This window comes from Shewanella sp. MBTL60-007, from assembly GCF_019654915.1.
Taxonomy (GTDB): Bacteria; Pseudomonadota; Gammaproteobacteria; order Enterobacterales; family Shewanellaceae; genus Shewanella.
Window position 1 is genome coordinate 1 of the sequence record NZ_BPET01000015.1, and the last position, 16,566, is coordinate 16,566.

Annotated in this window: 11 protein-coding genes; 3 read left to right on the forward strand and 8 right to left on the reverse strand. The window is 45.7% G+C overall.

Annotated elements, in window-relative coordinates:
- Nucleotides 1-372: hypothetical protein (locus tag K5Q92_RS07060; RefSeq protein ID WP_220768316.1), on the forward strand; the 372-nt coding region annotated here is incomplete at its 5' end.
- 440 nt (nt 373-812) lie between these two features.
- Here K5Q92_RS07060 and K5Q92_RS07065 read toward each other — a convergent pair.
- A complete protein-coding gene (locus tag K5Q92_RS07065) occupies nt 813-2,114 on the reverse strand; it encodes an NAD(P)/FAD-dependent oxidoreductase (protein ID WP_220768317.1) in 1,302 nt (433 codons plus the stop codon).
- A 403-nt stretch (nt 2,115-2,517) separates the two neighbouring features.
- Nucleotides 2,518-2,880, reverse strand: a complete 363-nt coding sequence (locus K5Q92_RS07070) for a cytoplasmic protein (protein ID WP_220768318.1) — start codon at nt 2,878-2,880, stop codon at nt 2,518-2,520.
- Nucleotides 2,881-3,417: 537 nt separating this feature from the next.
- Between K5Q92_RS07070 and K5Q92_RS07075 the strand changes: the two genes are divergently transcribed.
- Both K5Q92_RS07075 and K5Q92_RS07080 read left to right on the forward strand, forming a co-directional pair.
- Nucleotides 3,418-4,575 (forward strand): efflux RND transporter periplasmic adaptor subunit, encoded by a 1,158-nt coding sequence (locus tag K5Q92_RS07075; protein ID WP_220768319.1) that lies wholly within the window; start codon nt 3,418-3,420, stop codon nt 4,573-4,575.
- A gap of 100 nt (nt 4,576-4,675) precedes the next feature.
- A complete protein-coding gene (locus K5Q92_RS07080; protein WP_220768320.1) occupies nt 4,676-7,786 on the forward strand; it encodes an efflux RND transporter permease subunit in 3,111 nt (1,036 codons plus the stop codon).
- Between the two features lie 677 nt (nt 7,787-8,463).
- Here the strand turns inward: K5Q92_RS07080 and yiaY are convergent.
- The 6 genes from yiaY to K5Q92_RS07110 form a co-directional block, all read right to left on the reverse strand.
- Entirely contained in the window at nt 8,464-9,612 is a 1,149-nt protein-coding gene (yiaY, locus tag K5Q92_RS07085) for an L-threonine dehydrogenase (RefSeq protein ID WP_220768321.1), read from the reverse strand.
- Between the two features lie 235 nt (nt 9,613-9,847).
- The gene (locus K5Q92_RS07090; RefSeq protein ID WP_220768322.1) at nt 9,848-10,321 is read right to left on the reverse strand and encodes an NYN domain-containing protein; all 474 of its coding nucleotides are present in this window, start codon (nt 10,319-10,321) and stop codon (nt 9,848-9,850) included.
- 180 nt (nt 10,322-10,501) lie between these two features.
- The gene (locus tag K5Q92_RS07095; protein ID WP_220768323.1) at nt 10,502-10,690 is read right to left on the reverse strand and encodes a hypothetical protein; all 189 of its coding nucleotides are present in this window, start codon (nt 10,688-10,690) and stop codon (nt 10,502-10,504) included.
- 200 nt (nt 10,691-10,890) lie between these two features.
- Entirely contained in the window at nt 10,891-14,001 is a 3,111-nt protein-coding gene (locus K5Q92_RS07100; RefSeq protein WP_220768324.1) for a multidrug efflux RND transporter permease subunit, read from the reverse strand.
- The gene (locus K5Q92_RS07105; RefSeq protein ID WP_220768325.1) at nt 14,002-15,114 is read right to left on the reverse strand and encodes an efflux RND transporter periplasmic adaptor subunit; all 1,113 of its coding nucleotides are present in this window, start codon (nt 15,112-15,114) and stop codon (nt 14,002-14,004) included. It abuts the gene before it with no gap.
- A gap of 334 nt (nt 15,115-15,448) precedes the next feature.
- Complete coding sequence (locus tag K5Q92_RS07110) at nt 15,449-16,531, reverse strand: metallophosphoesterase (protein WP_220768326.1); 1,083 nt, start codon at nt 16,529-16,531, stop codon at nt 15,449-15,451.
- Nucleotides 16,532-16,566 lie beyond the last annotated feature (35 nt).

Sequence of the window (16,566 nt, forward strand, 5' to 3'; positions counted from 1 at the left end):
CTATTAGAACTTATTGAAGTATATCCTCAAGCTAGTGGCGCAAGTGACATTCAGGTACAAAAAGCTTCTTTTGTTTTATTGTTTGCAAATATAACATTGGCTCTATCACTAATTTTTATATCTTTATTCATCAATAAGCCTGAGAACTATCATCTTGCCAAATGGTCAGGATTAACCTTAATTTGTTATCCGTTCGTGCTAACCGCAGTTGAGGTTGTTTCAAGTTCAATTTTATACAGTCATCTAAATAACGTATCAAGTGTAATAGAGTTTTCTTCAATTAAGGCTTTTTATATTGTTTTTGGGTTAAGCTTAATTGGTATATTTAAGTCACAATTGGAACATAATAAGAAACTAAAGCTGGACAGATAAAGCTTAGCTTTTGTCACTGGGTTCCATGTTTTAGCCACGCTAATTATTTGCTCCTTAGTTTGGCGTTATAACAATAAGGCTTTAATACCCAATAACCTGCTAGACCTTTAGTCATAACACTAAACTCAAAGAATGTGCTTTTCTAACTCAGTGCTGATACCGCTGAGGCCTTCGATGGCATGGATGCCATCGCAGAGCTTCCAGAGACCTTGTCTTTCATAAAGAATGCTGCGCGCCTCAGAAGTGTCTGCACATGCGCTGGCCGCAGGCCATTGGAACCACTTTTGTTGGAGGCCACTCTTAGCCTGAAGATATAGAGTCTTTGTGGATTTTTTATCAAACGAAGTTTGATTTTTAAGTGTCGCAGGGCTGAGCAAGCCAACTCAGATGGGCAAGCAAAAATGTTGCTGGCACAATACCAGCAACATTCAGAACAGTAGTTAGTGCAACTTCAAATGTGGATGGATAATACGGCTGATCCCTTTGGCAAACATTAATAGGGTGCCTTTAATCGGACCGTGTAACTCAATTAAATGCCTTCTATAAAGTGAGGTATAGACAAAGCGAGCAATCTTACCTTCTACCATGACGCCGCCACCGATAAATGACATCAAATTACCCACAGTGTGGAACTTAGATAGGTTCACTAATGCACCTAAGTCTTTATAGACATAGTTATTTGAAGCGGGTTTACCAGCTAGCAGTAACTTGATGTTGTCTGCTGTCATCAGTGCCATTTGGCGGGCTGATTGACCGCGTGGTGGTACCCAGCTGCCATCTTCTTGTGGACAAGCCGCACAGTCACCGATAGCAAATATCGCTGGATCGCGAGTGGTTTGCATGTTTTGCTGCACCATCACTTGGTTGATATGGTTGCTTTCAAGGCCGCCGATATCTTTCAAGAAATCTGGAGCTTTAACTCCAGTAGACCAGATCACCATATCAGACGGAATAAATTCACCTTCAGTAGTATGCAGACCCTCTTCGGTAACTTGATTGATGCGAGTGTTGGTCATCACTTTCACACCAATAGCGGTGAGTTCTTTAGCGACAGAGGCCGAGATCTCCTCTTTCTCTACCTTAGGTAGAATACGCTCATCAGCCTCAATAAGGGTAATTTCCAGTAGGCTGCTATCGATTTTATAACCGAAACCGCGTAGCTGCTCAACGGCGTGATGCATCTCCGCTGACATTTCAACACCGGTGGCACCAGCGCCAACGACAGCAATTTTTATCTTGTCATCGAGTTGGTGGTGGCTAGCATAGCGCATAAATTTATTAAGTAGCATGGTGCGAATTTCCATCGCTTGCTCAGTGCTATCTAAAAATACGCAATGCTCTCGAACGCCGGGGATATTAAAGTCGTTGGCTATGCTACCAATGGCAATGACTAAGTAGTCATAATCGATGCGACGAGCGGGCAATAGCTCACGGCCTTTGTTATCGCTAATTGGTGCAAGAATAACCTGCTTTGCTTCTCTATCAATATCCGTCATCGCTCCTTGTTGGAAGTGATAACCGTGACTGGCTGCATGGCCACGATAACTGATCGCGTCAATGCCTATGTCTAATGCACCTGTGGCAACTTCATGCAGAAGCGGTTTCCAAATGTGGCTTTCGGCGCAATCAACCAGTGTGACTCTCGCTTTTCCTTTACGCCCTAAATGGTGACCGAGTTTAGTGGCGATCTCCATTCCACCAGCGCCGCCACCAACGATGACAATATTGGCCATTTCATGCATGAGTTTTTAATCCTTAAGTCGATGGAACTGTAAAATAAATATTAATCAATGCCAGTGATTAAACAGCACTTTACGAGAATATTAACTTTGGTTATCTATTGTTCTATATCGAGAATAGTCACCAAAAATATGCTTAAAAAGTGTAGCAGTAGATATGGAAAACGGCAATTTTCGATGCTTTAAGCTTTAAATGGCTAAAAGTTGTGGGTTATCTTTTTTATGTTATTGAATTTTAATGTCTTATGGTTTTATTTATAAAACTTTACAACCCTTTTGGAGCCTATGTTTTACTAAGCTAATACGGGGGAAATTGCTGAAGGAAAGTAAGAAGTGTGATCTTGCGCTATTTATTGCAGTGAAAGAAAGGCGGCATGCTCTATTGGTAAAGCATGCCGACTTACTATTAAAGCTTGCTTAAGCGTGACTTATAGTCTTCGATAACATGCTCCATGATCTCTTGCACTGAGGTATCTTTAGTTTTGTTATCCATAAAGACTTTGAACGTGACCAAGGCATGTTTGTCATCTTTGAGACGACTATTTTGCATGGCAAAGTAGGCTTTCTCCTGCTCACATTCTCTAACAACATATCCATCATGTTCAAATAGTCGGTTGCCAGAATGGCCGTGCCACTTAGTAATTCTGTCGAGTGCAATTTCACATGAGCGGTTCAACTCAATATGATTGCGCCAGCTTGTTGGGTGCGCGGGATCCTTAATGTGAGGGCATCGGACTGTGTAGTTGTATACATGAGAGATTGCTGTCATAAATTACCTACCTGTTCGCTGTGACTAGTACCATCTTAGGCACTGTTTTTTTACTTGGTCAACCACGTTAGTGGTTTGGGCGTATTTTATGCTTTTTCTTTGAACAACGATTAATTAACTGAAACCTATAGTTTTTCTGTGCATATCCAAGTTTAGCTAACTTAGCAACTCTATAAACTTATCTACATATCAGTAAATGCTATTAAGTTAGCTTGTTATCTATTTTCTATATGCTAGTTAAAACCTTAGTCGCTGTACCTCCTGTTTACCATGACATTTACGTTGATAACTTTGTCCCAGATCGCACTTTTATTGATGAGGGGGAATAAGTAGCTGCTTTGGCTAATAAAGCAACAGTTGAATTGCGATCTTCTAGAGTCATTGAGTTTGATTATTAGCCAGTTTGAGCAGGTTATATATCACGTATCTGTTACTATGGTTACTGATTTGCTGATATTAGGTTTATTTTGTGTGTAACTTAAGCCTATAATTTCAGGATAAAAATAAAGCACATATCCTATCTATCAGGAGGCTTAAATGGCCGTTTCATCCGTTTCAAAAATTAAGTTGTCGATGCTAATTCTCAGCGCCGCTGTTATTTCTGGGTGCGGTGATGCGCCAGCGCCGCAGCAAGCCGTGCTTCCCAGCGTGATCGTTAATACCGCCCATAAAGAGATGATTACGCCTAAGTCTGAGTTTGTTGGCCGTACTAGAGCGTCAGAAGATGTGGTGATAAAACCGCAGATTCAGGGGCAATTACTCAAGCGTAGCTACGTTGAGGGTGAAGATATTAGTGCTGGCGACCTCTTGTTTGAAATCGACCCTTCTACCTATGAAGCGGAGCTTGCTCAGCATCAAGCGGTATTAAAGCAGGCTAAAGCCTCTAGAGATGTGGCTGTGATGAATTGGGAGCGTGGTCGTCGCTTGTTGCCTGATGGCATGATCAGTGCTCAGGATATGGATGAATTAACTAGCCGCAAATTAACAACGGCGGCAGGTGTCGTACAGGCTGAGGCGGCAGTCGATGCTGCCAAACTTCAACTTAGCTATACCAAGGTCTATGCCCCCATTTCAGGGCGTGTCAGTCATTCAAAGGTCAGTATTGGTGACATCATCACGCCTCAGACTGAAATGGCAAATATCGTTCAGCTACAGCCAATGTGGGTCAACTTTCAAGTGCCAGAAAAAGGCCTAATCACGGCACAGCAACAGTTCTCTAAGGCTAAAAATATCGACATGAAGATTGAAGATCTCGTCATGCGATTGCGCCTACCGAACGGCACCATGTTCGATGAGGTCGGTCATATCGACTTTATTGGTAACCGAGTCGATGCGGCCACAGGTACCTTGCCAGTGCGTGCCACCTTTAAAAATGCCAATAGCCTGATGTTACCCGGTCTATTTGTAACCTTAATTGTTGAGTCACCAATAACCGAAAATGCACTGCTTATTCCTCAGGCGGCAGTACAAGAAGATCAGCAGGGCCGTTTTGTAATGGTGCTAAATGATCAAGATGAAGTGCAAAAACGTGTGGTTGAGCTTGGCGAACGTTTCGGTGTTGAGTGGCGAGTGCTGAGTGGTTTAGAAGATGGTGATCGTATTGTGGTCGAGGGGTTACAGAAGATCCGCCCCGGCATCAAAGTTAACCCGGTGGAGCAAGAAGTAGTGCCTTTCAAAGAAGATGAAAAATCATAATCGGAGTGAGAAATGAGACCAATATCTTTGTTCGTTCACTTCGTAATTAGCAGCATTATGAGCTGCCAAGCCTTAATATTTGGGCTGACAGGGGAATGTCATGATTAGTGAATTTTTTATTAATAGGCCCAAGTTCGCCTTTGTGATCTCAACCGTTTTGACTTTGGTCGGATTGATTTCGATTCCAGTTTTATCGGTTGCAGAATTTCCTGAAATTGCACCGCCCCAGGTGAGTGTTTCAACCAGTTACTCTGGTGCCAGTGCCGATATCGTTAAAGACACCATTGCTCAGCCTATTGAAGCCGAAGTTAACGGTGTTGAAGGCATGCTCTATATGGAGTCTAAGAGTGCTAACGATGGTAGTTACTCGCTAAATGTGACCTTCGATGTGGGTACCGATGCGGATATGGCGCAGGTAAAGGTGCAAAACCGTGTGCAACAGGCGATGCCGCGTTTGCCAGAAGAGGTGAAACGTCAAGGGGTGAAGGTTGAGAAACAGAGCCCCAACATGTTGATGGTGGTGAACCTTGTTTCCCCTAATGAAACCTTCGACTCACTGTTTATCACTAACTATGCCGGTCTTAATGTAAAAGATGCGCTGGCGCGTCAGTATGGTGTGTCTAAGGTGCAGGTTATCGGTGCACTCGATTATGCGATGCGTATTTGGCTCGATCCCGATCAAATGGCAAGCCTTGGGGTGACCGCTACCGATGTAATCGGCGCGCTGCAGGAGCAAAATATTCAGGTGGCAGCGGGGCGGATTGGCGCTGCACCAGTGGATCCCGATCAGCAGTTCCAGTACACCTTGCAGACAAAGGGTCGCCTTAAAGATCCTCAAGAGTTTTATGATGTGATGATCCGCGCTAATAACGATGGCTCAAAAGTGGTCGTTGGTGATGTAGCACGGGTAGAGCTTGGCTCTCAAACCTATGATGCTCAAGGTAAGTTAAATAACAAGCCATCGGCGATTATTGCTATTTACCAGTCTCCGGATGCAAACGCATTGGAGGTAGGTAAGGCGATTAAAGCCGAGATGGAGAAGTTATCGGAGCGTTTTCCCAATGATTTAGAGTATGAAGTGCTATACGACACCACTGAGTTCGTTGAGACCTCAATTAAAGAGGTAGTACAGACTCTGTTTATCTCAATTGCGCTAGTGGTCTTTGTGGTGTTCATCTTCTTGCAGGATGCGCGTTCAACCTTAGTGCCTGGGATTGCCATTCCAGTATCACTTATCGGTACGTTTGCCTTCCTGTTACTGTTTGGTATGAGCATCAACACAGTTTCGCTATTCGCACTTATTCTCGCTATCGGTATCGTAGTAGATGACGCTATCGTTGTGGTGGAGAACGTCACCCGTCTGATGCAAGACGAGGGGTTATCCCCCAAAGAGGCGACCTCTAAGGCGATGAAAGAGGTAACCGGTCCCATTGTTGCGACCACTTTGGTACTGCTAGCCGTGTTTGCACCAACAGCGGTGATGCCGGGGATCACCGGCCAGATGTATGCTCAGTTTTCGGTAACCATCTGTATTGCGGTATTAATCTCATCGATTAACGCGTTAACTCTCAGTCCAGCATTGTGTGCTTCACTATTGCGAGCACCTAAACTGCACGAAAAAGGCTTTCATGCGGCCTTTAACAAGCAGTTTGAACGCTTTACTGGTAAGTATATGAAGCTAGTGTCGTCACTGACACGCAAGCTTGTATTAGTGGGCATTGTCTATGCCTGCTTAATCTTGCTTACGGGCGGTGTCGCCAAAATCTTACCGTCGGGCTTTGTCCCCATGGAAGATAAAAAAGCCTTTATGGTGGATATTCAGCTGCCCGATGGTGCATCGCTTAACCGTACCGAAGATGTGATGCGTGATCTGGTGGAGCTGACACTTGCCGAGCCGGGAGTGGAGAATGTCATTCACGCTAGTGGCTTTAGTATCTTAACGGGCTCAGTTTCTTCAAACGGTGGCTTGATGATTGTTACTCTGTCGACTTGGGATGAACGTGATTCTCCGGATATGGTGGAGTCGGCAATTGTGGCCAAGCTGCAAGCTAAATATGCAGCTAATCCTGCAGTGAAGGCGATGGCGTTCTCACTGCCGCCTATACCTGGTGTGGGTAGTGTCGGTGGCTTTGAGTTTGTTCTGCAAGACACCCAAGGGCGCAGTCCTCAAGAGCTGGCATCTGTGATGCGCGCCTTGATTATGAAGGCCAATGAGCAGCCAGAAATTGCCATGGCCTTTAGCAACTTCCGCGCCGATGTACCGCAGATGTTTGTTGATGTTGATAGAGATAAGGCTAAGGCGCTGGGGGTTTCGCTTAATGAGATATTCGCGACCATGCAAACTATGCTTGGATCTATGTACGTCAACGACTTTAACCGTTTTGGTAAGGTGTTTAGGGTTATCTTACAAGCTGAGTCTGAGTATCGTAATTCAGACCGAGATATATCACGCTTCTACGTACGCTCTAATACTGGGGAGATGGTGCCGCTGAGTACGCTGGTGACGGTTACGCCGATCCTTGGTCCCGATGTGATGAACAACTACAACATGTTCAGTTCGACCACCATCAACGGTTTCCCTGCGCCAGGCTTTAGCTCTGGTGATGCTATTAGCGCGATGGAGCGTGCGGCTAACGAGTCTCTGCCTACGGGTTACACCTTTGAATGGACGGGACAAACTTATCAGGAGATTAAGGCGGGCAATCTCGCGCCACTGATTTTCGGCCTAGCGTTAATCTTTACCTATCTGTTTTTGGTTGCGCAATATGAAAGTTGGACCATTCCATTTGCGGTTATCCTAGCAGTACCGATTGCGGTATTGGGTGCATTCCTCAATATTTTGCTGGTGGGGGCAGACTTAAACCTCTACGCCCAGATTGGTTTGGTGTTGCTTATTGGCCTCGCCTGTAAGAACGCCATCTTAATTGTAGAGTTTGCTAAGCAGCTACGAGAAGAGGGCAAGAGTATTCTTGAAGCGGGCGAGACGGCGGCAAGGCTGCGTTTTCGTGCGGTACTGATGACGGCATTCTCCTTCCTGTTAGGTGTACTACCACTGGTTATCGCTACAGGAGCTGGAGCCGGTAGCCGCCGCGCCCTTGGTTACTCAGTGTTTGGCGGCATGTTAGCGGCCACAATCGTAGGTACATTGTTGGTGCCAGTGTTTTACGTCATTATGCAGAAGATGCGAGAAAAGGTGAAAGGTCAGTCTTAAGGCTGCAAGACAGGCAATTAACTTATGACAGTAGAATGCTAGTTGTAGAGTGCTAGCTGTAGAATGAAGGCCTGCTTTGATAGCAGGCCTTTTTATTGTTAACCCCACCATCTTCAGTAGAGTTCGTCTTTACAGCAACTTCTAATCTGCGCCGCAGTCAATGCTTCTGCGGCGTCATCAGGCGATGCTGGTCGAAAGGCCAGAAGTGTTCATTGTGAGGGACAATTAAGGCTTTATTGACAGGTTAAGCCTAGCCGTTTAAGCAGGTGGTTTGAACTGGGCGTTTAAACTTAGTTATGAATATCTAGGGAGCGTTGCGACTGAATAGCGATGACCATAGTGCCGAAAGTGCCGAAAGTGCCGAAAGGAAAAAGCCCACTCCAAGGAGTGGGCTTCTAAGCTTGCTTTAACTTTTGCAGGGAAAAAGCGAACCAGTCGATTATACCAAATATGTATCCCTTTGTATCACCATTTAAAATTAAAATAGTCTTAAATAGTGATGTTGTGCTGGATTTTACATCATTTTAGATTTTTTACTTCTTTATAAGTTAAGTTTACAAATGATTATATTTCAGTAATAGGCCGCTGAAGTGAGAAGTGAACGATAGCAAGCTCATTGTTGGGAGCGTAATTTGCCTGCTACCGTTACCTCTTACCCAATTAACAGAGGCTCAGTATCAAAGTGCGTTAGTGAAGATTTGGCAGATCTCCTCATGGGTTGCCTGCTTAGGGTTTGTTAACCCGCAGGCATCTTTTAGGGCGTTGTCGGCAAGTGTCGGAATATCTTCAGCCTTCACACCTAGTTTGGTGAGGTTTTCTGGGATATTTACCGCTACGGAGAGGGCTTTAATTGCGGTAATCGCAGCCTCTGCACCTTGCTCGTCAGTCATTGCCGACACATCAACGCCCATTGCCTTAGCTACATCTTTCAGACGACTAGGAACAACTTGTGCGTTATAGGCCTGAACATGGGGGAGTAACAGCGCGTTACATACACCATGAGGTAAGTCGTAGAAGCCACCTAATTGATGCGCCATGGCATGAACATAGCCAAGGCTAGCGTTATTAAATGCCATACCCGCAAGGAACTGGGCATAAGCCATCTGATCACGTGCTTCGATGCTTTGACCGTTTTCAACCGCTTCAATCAAATTCCCCTGAATAAGCTCGATAGCTTTAATTGCACAGGCATCTGTAATAGGGTTCGCCGCGATAGAAACATAAGCTTCGATAGCGTGAGTCAGTGCATCCATACCCGTTGCAGCCGTTAGGCCGGCAGGCTTAAGTAGCATTAGTTCAGGATCATTAACTGACAAGATTGGTGTGGTGTTCTTGTCGACGATAGCCATCTTGATATGACGCTCTTCATCAGTAATGATGCAGAAACGGGTCATTTCACTTGCAGTGCCCGCCGTGGTGTTAATCGCAACGAGGGGAAGCTGTGGCTTAGTAGAGACATCCAAACCCTCATAGTCTTTAATGCTGCCGCCGTTGGTGGCAACAAGTGCGATGCCTTTTGCACAGTCGTGGGGTGAGCCACCACCTAAAGAGATGACAAAGTCACAGTTGTTAGCGGCTAAGATCTCAAGACCCGCCTCAACGTTGCCAACAGTTGGGTTTGGCTGAACGCCATCGAACACCACCGAGCGAATATCATTGCTGGCAAGTTTGTCGGTGACTTGGGCGACAAGACCGATTTCGACGAGTGGTTTGTCTGTAACAATTAATGCATTTTTGAAGCCCAGTGACTTGATGTCACCAATGGCTTCAGTGACGGCGTCTTGCCCTAAGATATTGACAGATGGGATGAAAAATTTAGCAGCCATAAGAATCACCTATACGCTTAATGTTAAAAGTTGTTATCTTTTCTGGTAATTAAAGTACCAACACTAATGGTATAAAGGTGTGATCTTGCTCTAACAATCGCTAGGGTTGGCTGAGAATTCGCTCGAAAGTTGGATCTATCTTCCTTATCTTGTAATTTTATGACATGAAAGGGCGAATAAAGTGACTTATGGCTCGTTAATTGCTCTAAATCTGGTGCTTAACCAGCCAAAACGGTTAAAGGAGTAGGCTGTTATCTATCTCATGAAACTGATTTACAGAATCGATAAGTGATTTTGCCGTTAAGCTTGGCACACCATACACTTGTGTTTCGACACCATATTTTTGGTGAATTTTTTGCATCAAGAGATCGAAGTCTCCATCACCAGAGAGTAAGATCACTGCGTCAACCTCACTAGCGGCTTCCATAATATCGATAGTGATCCCCACATCCCAATCTCCCTTAGCAGAACCATCGCTGCGTTGGATAAAAGGCTTAAGCTTTACCTCAAAGCCGATATGCTTGAGTGCGTCTTGAAACTTAAGCTGACCATCGTCACCACGATGAATGGCATAAGCGGTAGCCGCAGTAATTTCACCTTCATAACCGAGATGTTGCCAAAGTTTGCGGTAATTAAATTGGCGGCCATAGGCTTGGCGGCAGGTGTAATAGATGTTTTGCACATCGACAAATAGGGCTATTTTTTTCACTGTATGCTCGTTTGGTTAGCTTGAAAATTAAGGTGTGTGCGCTACTGCAAAGGGCACTAGAGTATAAAGAATACTATTGCATAGGCGTAAAAATAGCGACGCTTTTAGCGAGAGATTATCGATATAACAACACGATAAAGGCTGTTTTATTGGTGATGTTAACCGCGATAGTTAATGATGCTAAATATAGAGGTCTACATGAGCCATGCGTCTTTGGGGGGCTTGGCGGCGGTCATACAAATCAAGCCTATTGTTTTGTTCGTTGACTCGCCTATCTATGCGAGTACGGCGCTCCGTTATAAATTGACCATTGATATTAAAGGTTTCATATAACATGGGTTCTAGAACGTTCGGCTGTGGTTTTTGCATAGGCATAACCTGACGGATGACAATAAGTGTTAAGTATAGATAAGAATCACTCACCTAGTACCAAGCCAAGTTTTCAGTGATTGGTTCGAGTTGATCGAGATAAGTGGCTTGCGGATGGCTTAAGTTAGAGCGGGTGAAGCGAAAGGAGCCGAGCCGAAAGGCTTAGCTCCTTATTTTGTTAATGTTATTTGCTGCTTATCTTATTTACTGATTAGCGTCTTCTGGTGTTCAGCAATCGCCTGATTAAGCTGCGACTCAACAAAACCAGGAGACTTAGTTGCAGTAGAAATTAAGCGATACATAGCCGGAATAACTAATAGGGTGACAAAGGTGGCAAAGGCCATACCAAAGAACACTACTGTACCGACAGAGATGCGGCTCTCCGCGCCTGCACCTGTCGAAAGGATAAGCGGAATCGCGCCGATAAGCGTGGTGAAGGCGGTCATTAGAATTGGGCGTAAGCGTCTTACCGAGGCATCGATAATCGCTTGCTCAATCTCAAGTCCTTTGTCTCTTAGCTGATTGGCAAATTCAACAATCAAGATGCCATTTTTGGTCACCATACCTATCAGCATGATCATGCCAATCTGGCTGTAGATATTCAGGCCTTGTCCGGTCAGGTACAGGCCTAAGAAGCCACCAAATACCCCCATTGGCACGGTAAACATCACCACCAGCGGGTTGATAAAGCTCTCAAACTGCGCAGCCAATACTAGGTAGGCCACCAACAAGGCTAAGCCAAATACGATAAAGATACTGCTTTGATTCTCTTTAAAGTCTTTAGACTCGCCGGTGTAGGCAACTGAAATGTCGCTCGGTAGCATCTCAATGGCTTTTTGATCTAAGAAATCCAGGGCTTCTCCCAGGGTATAACCTTCACCTAAGTTGGCCTTTAAGGTGATCGATTTTTGCTTGTTGTTATGGCTCAGTTTCAACGCCGATGCCACCTCTTCAATATGGGTGATGGTATCTAAAGTTACCAGCTCGCCTTTGGCCGAGCGCATATAGATCTGGCTTAAGTCCGCCACGTTATTAAAGCTGTTCTTATCGCCACGAAGGTAAACATCGTACTCTTCACCACGCTCAACAAAGGTAGTTTCACTGCGCCCGCCGAGCATGATCTCTAGGGTCTCAGATACCTCGGCTACACTTATTCCAAGCTCAGCGGCGCGCTCTTTATCGACGGTTACCACCAGCTCTGGTGAGGTTTCTTTATAGTCGATCTCAGGGCTGTCGAGAATAGGGCTATACAGTGCTTCCTCCTCCAGTAGTTGCGCCCATTTGAACAGCTCTTGATAATCTGAGCCGCCAAGAACAAATTGCACTGGCTCGCTTGAGCCGCCTCTAAAGCCAGGTAGTAGCGGTCGCACCATCACATCGGGAATGCCTTTTAGGGCGTTTGCCACAATCCCAAGAGCTTGCTGGGCGTTGACTGTACGCTCATTCCAATCTTCGAGCTGTATGATCACAAAGCCCGTTTGGTCACCAGCACGACCACCAAAGGCTGGGGCTTGAATGCTGAATGATTTCACTACCCCCTGACCCAGTAGCGGCATCAGTTTATCTTCGGCAATCTCCATGTTGGCTGCCATACGGTTATAACTGGTACCTTCCGCGCCCTTAATAAAGGCAAAAATTACCCCTCTGTCTTCTTGCGGCGCAAGCTGGGCTGGCACCTGCTGCATTAACCAGCCGCTGCCTAAGATACAAGCGATAATTACCAGTGGCGCAGCCAGTCTGAGTGAAACGGCTTTGGTCACCATCTTACGATAGAAGTTTTCAAGACGAGTAAATATTGACTCAACCCAGAGGTTAAAACGGTTAGGTTTAACGTTGGCTTTGAGGATCTTACTACCCAGTACCGGTGTGAGAGTAAGGGCTATCAGCGATGAAAACAGCACAGATACGGCCAACATGACCGAGAACTCGGTAAACAGTAGCCCCACCATGCCTTCCATAAAGGAGATAGGTAGAAATACCATCACCAGTACCGCCGTGGTTGCCATAACGGCAAAGCCAACTTCTCGGGTGCCGTTATAGGCGGCCAAGATCGGTGGTTCGCCCTTTTCAATATGATGGAAGATATTCTCAACTACCACGATAGCATCATCGACCACTAAGCCAATAGATAGGATCAGCGCCATTAGGGTCAGTAGGTTAATCGAGTAGCCAAACATGTTAGCGGCGATAAAGGCGGAAATGAGTGACACCGGAACCGTCACCGCAGGGATCAGAGTTGCCCTTGCTTGGCCGATGAAGATATACAGCACTAACACAACCAGTAGAGCGGTTACGGCTAGCGTACTGAAAACTTCATCAATCGAGCGGTCAATAAATACGGTAGAGTCATAATCGACAATCAGCTTGGTGCCTTCGGGCAGAAACTTCTGAATCAGCTCCACTTCTTTATGTACGTCTTGTGCAACTTCAAGGGGGTTAGCATCAGATTGAGGCACTATGCCTAGGCTGATGTTGACCACGCCATCGCTCTTGAAGGTCGAGTTTTCATTCTCTGCACCAATAAACACATTGGCGACATCTTTTAGATACACCTGCGAGCCATCTGCTGCAGTGCGTAGTACTAAATAGTTGAAATCATCGGGAGTCTGATACAAGCGTGCTGTACGCACCGCCATCACAGTAGTGTCATTTCGCACTTCACCGCCCGGGGTCTCGACGTTCTCTCTATTTAAAACACTGACGATATCACCAGCGGTGACATTTCGTCCCGCCATCAGCTCTGGGTTGAGCTGTACATACATCACCTTATATAAGCCGCCTGAAATATTAACACTGCTCACGCCGGAGATAAGGCTAAATCTGTCTTCTAGTACGCGCTGGGCATAATCGGTCAGTTGGGTTCTATCCATAACCGATGAGCTTAAATTGACATATACCGCAGGCTCACCAGAGCCGTTGTCTTTTGAAACAATCGGGTCATTGGCTTCGTCTGGTAGGCGTCTTTGAGCACGGGCTACTGCGTCGCGTACATCGCTCACCCCTTCGGTGAGATCCCACCCTAGCAAGAAGGTCACGGTAATACGCGACATGCCGTTGCGGGTGATAGATTCAATCTGATCGACACCACTAATACCAGTTAATTCGCTTTCTAGTGCCGTGGTTATTTGGCTTTCCATGATGGTGGCAGAAGCCCCCTCATAGGTGGTCATTACAGTAACAACCGGACTTTCCACATCGGGCATCTCGCGCACGGCAAGCTTACTAAATGATACGGCGCCGAAAACACAAAGCAGTAGACTCAGTACTATGGCAACGACAGGGCGTTTTACTGAAACATCGGACAACCACATTTAGATGCTTCCCCTTGCTTGCTGTTCTTCAGCGTCTTTTACTGCGCCTTTTTGTGCCAATGCAGGCTCTGTAAGATCCTTGACCATTAGCCCATCACGCATATTGACGAGTCCCTGTACTACTACTTTATCGCCAATTGTCAGGCCTTGACTGATGAGTACTTGATCTTCAACGCGAGCACCAAGCGTCACCTTGGTGCGCTTTGCAATACCGTCCTCGCCAATTACATAGACGAAGCGGTTAGTACCTGAGTACTCAAGTGCCTGTACTGGGATCACCGGCTCTGCAATACTTGGGAACAGCAAGGTTGCTGACATCATCATACCGGGTTTTAGCTGGTGGGCTGGATTATCAAATTGCACTCGAACCCTGAGGTTCAAGGTATCTTGATTTACACGTGAGTCGATGGCTGTCACCTTGCCGATAAACTCCTTTTGCGGCCAAGCACGGCTGTTAGCACTCACTGACATGCCCACGCTGAGCTGTGATAGGTAGTTCTCAGGCACTTGTAAATCGAGGCGCATACTTGAGAGATCATCGAGAGTGAGTAGCTCTGTGCCTGCGCTCACCATTTTACCTTGGCTAAAATCGATAAGGCCTGCCGTGCCTGAAAACGGTGCACTGAGATAGTGGTAATCTAGATCGGCTTGAGCCGCGGCTAAGCGAGCACTGGCCATGTCGACACTGGCTTTTTGGGCGTCAATTTCTGTTTTAGTGATGGCGTTCTGATCGATAAGCTTCTGAAACTCTTTCAGTTTACGTTTCTCATCGGCTAGGTAAGCAGCGGCCTCGGCTAGAGCGGCTTGTGCTTTGGCGTCATCAAGCTGCACTAATATTTGTCCTTGGTCTATCTCCTGCTCAGTATTGACTCGGATCGACTTAATCTTGCCAGCAATTTGCGGTGCGATAAAGACCGATTGCTCTGCATCGAGTTTACCTATTAGAGAAAGTGATTGAGAAAGCTCATGTTGCTCAACGATGCCAGTGACGACGGGCACGGTACGGACTGGGCGTTCCTTGTTATCGGTGCGTTTCGCTTCTGAGAAACTACTATAGGAAATTGCGCCAACAACAATGAGCAATATGGGAACAAGGTAATAAGATGGTTTCATGAGTGATTACTTAACAGAGCCAAAGTTGGGATTATTTTAGAGAAAAATACACTGATATAGAGTAAAGCAATGTAAAGTAAAGAAAATTAGAAGTTAACGTTTTACGTTTTTAGATCAATGCATTAGCAAGTTTTACAAACTTGAAATATTGTTATCGTGAGGTTTGCATAGGTAGCAGTTTGGGGAGGTATAGAGTGAGTGACCTTAACGAACTAAACGTCAAAATTGCCCTGAAGTCTGCCTAGATGTTAATAGCAGCTAAAAGCAAAGAGTCAACCATCGGGCTGGTTGACTCTTCTCTGATACTCGTCGTGCTAATTGTTAGGGGCTAATATTAGAGTGATTGGCGAGAACCATCGTAAAGACCGCGAGTTAACTCTCCTTCATGGATAAGTAGCAGCTCACCTTGTTCTCCAAGTTTAATACTACTGTCGATAGCAATAATCTTATTATCAAATAAGCCTAACACCTGTTTTTGAGAGGTGTGCCCCACGGTGATGTGGTTAACGTCAAAATAGCTGAGTATCTTGTCGAGCTCTGCTTCTGTAAAGGCATCTGAAAAGTAGCCGCGATACCAAGTGGGGCCATTGCCGTAGAACAGAAAACTGAGCAGGTCATCTTGTTTTAGCTCCGCCTTAGGCCGGCCTATGTTAGCGCGAAATAACTGGTTAGCCTCTGCGATAGTCAACTGACGCTCGAGCCATTCATTACTAATGCCGCCATGCATATAGAGTACGTCATTAATCTTGACTAGGGTGTTCTTGCTTCTCAGCCATTGGCCAATCTCTGTGTCTTCGCCATAGAGAGCATCGTTGCTTCTGTTGAGTAGTTTACTGGCTAAGTCATAACGCTCATGGACGTACCTTAAGTCACCACCTAGCACCATCTGCTCATGGTTACCCATCAGCAAATGCAGCATGCCGCCAGCGGCTTTGGCTTGCCTGTCTAACTTATACATAAACCACAGCACTTCGTTAATTTGATCGCCGCGATCAAACATGTCGCCAGTCATCACCATATGACCATCGCCAAAGGCCCAGTTGTTATCGGCATCGATGATGTTTTGATTCTTAAGAAGGGTGATTAACACATCGTATTGGCCATGGACATCACTGAGGGCAACGACTTTTTTCACGCCATCATAGCTGTCAGGCATGACTTGTTTGACATCATCGGTGAGCAGCGGCTCAGGCAAGTTGCCGCAGTTTTCTGGTCGCTTTAGCGAGTGCTGACTTACTTGGTAACTCGTCAGTTTGCTATTACAGATCCAGTAGGCAGTTTGTTGGGATGCACTTTGAACAGCACTTTTGTCTTGGATGACATAGGGGCCATCAAACTGATAGTGGCTGGTTTCATTAGCGCTTAACTGACCTGATAGGCCAACGAGTACTGTGGTGTAAAGTAGGGCTTTGAGCATAATCTTTAGTTTCTTATTAATCGTTATTATGAGCA

Excerpts from the sequence above, each read along its gene's own strand:
- K5Q92_RS07105 (WP_220768325.1), bottom strand. The coding sequence starts at position 15,114 with ATGAAACCATCTTATTACCTTGTTCCCATATTGCTCATTGTTGTTGGC.
- yiaY (WP_220768321.1), bottom strand. The coding sequence starts at position 9,612 with ATGGCTGCTAAATTTTTCATCCCATCTGTCAATATCTTAGGGCAAGAC.
- K5Q92_RS07110 (WP_220768326.1), bottom strand. The coding sequence starts at position 16,531 with ATGCTCAAAGCCCTACTTTACACCACAGTACTCGTTGGCCTATCAGGT.
- K5Q92_RS07065 (WP_220768317.1), bottom strand. The coding sequence starts at position 2,114 with ATGCATGAAATGGCCAATATTGTCATCGTTGGTGGCGGCGCTGGTGGA.
- K5Q92_RS07095 (WP_220768323.1), bottom strand. The coding sequence starts at position 10,690 with ATGCAAAAACCACAGCCGAACGTTCTAGAACCCATGTTATATGAAACC.
- K5Q92_RS07100 (WP_220768324.1), bottom strand. The coding sequence starts at position 14,001 with ATGTGGTTGTCCGATGTTTCAGTAAAACGCCCTGTCGTTGCCATAGTA.
- K5Q92_RS07075 (WP_220768319.1), top strand. The coding sequence starts at position 3,418 with ATGGCCGTTTCATCCGTTTCAAAAATTAAGTTGTCGATGCTAATTCTC.
- K5Q92_RS07070 (WP_220768318.1), bottom strand. The coding sequence starts at position 2,880 with ATGACAGCAATCTCTCATGTATACAACTACACAGTCCGATGCCCTCAC.
- K5Q92_RS07080 (WP_220768320.1), top strand. The coding sequence starts at position 4,676 with ATGATTAGTGAATTTTTTATTAATAGGCCCAAGTTCGCCTTTGTGATC.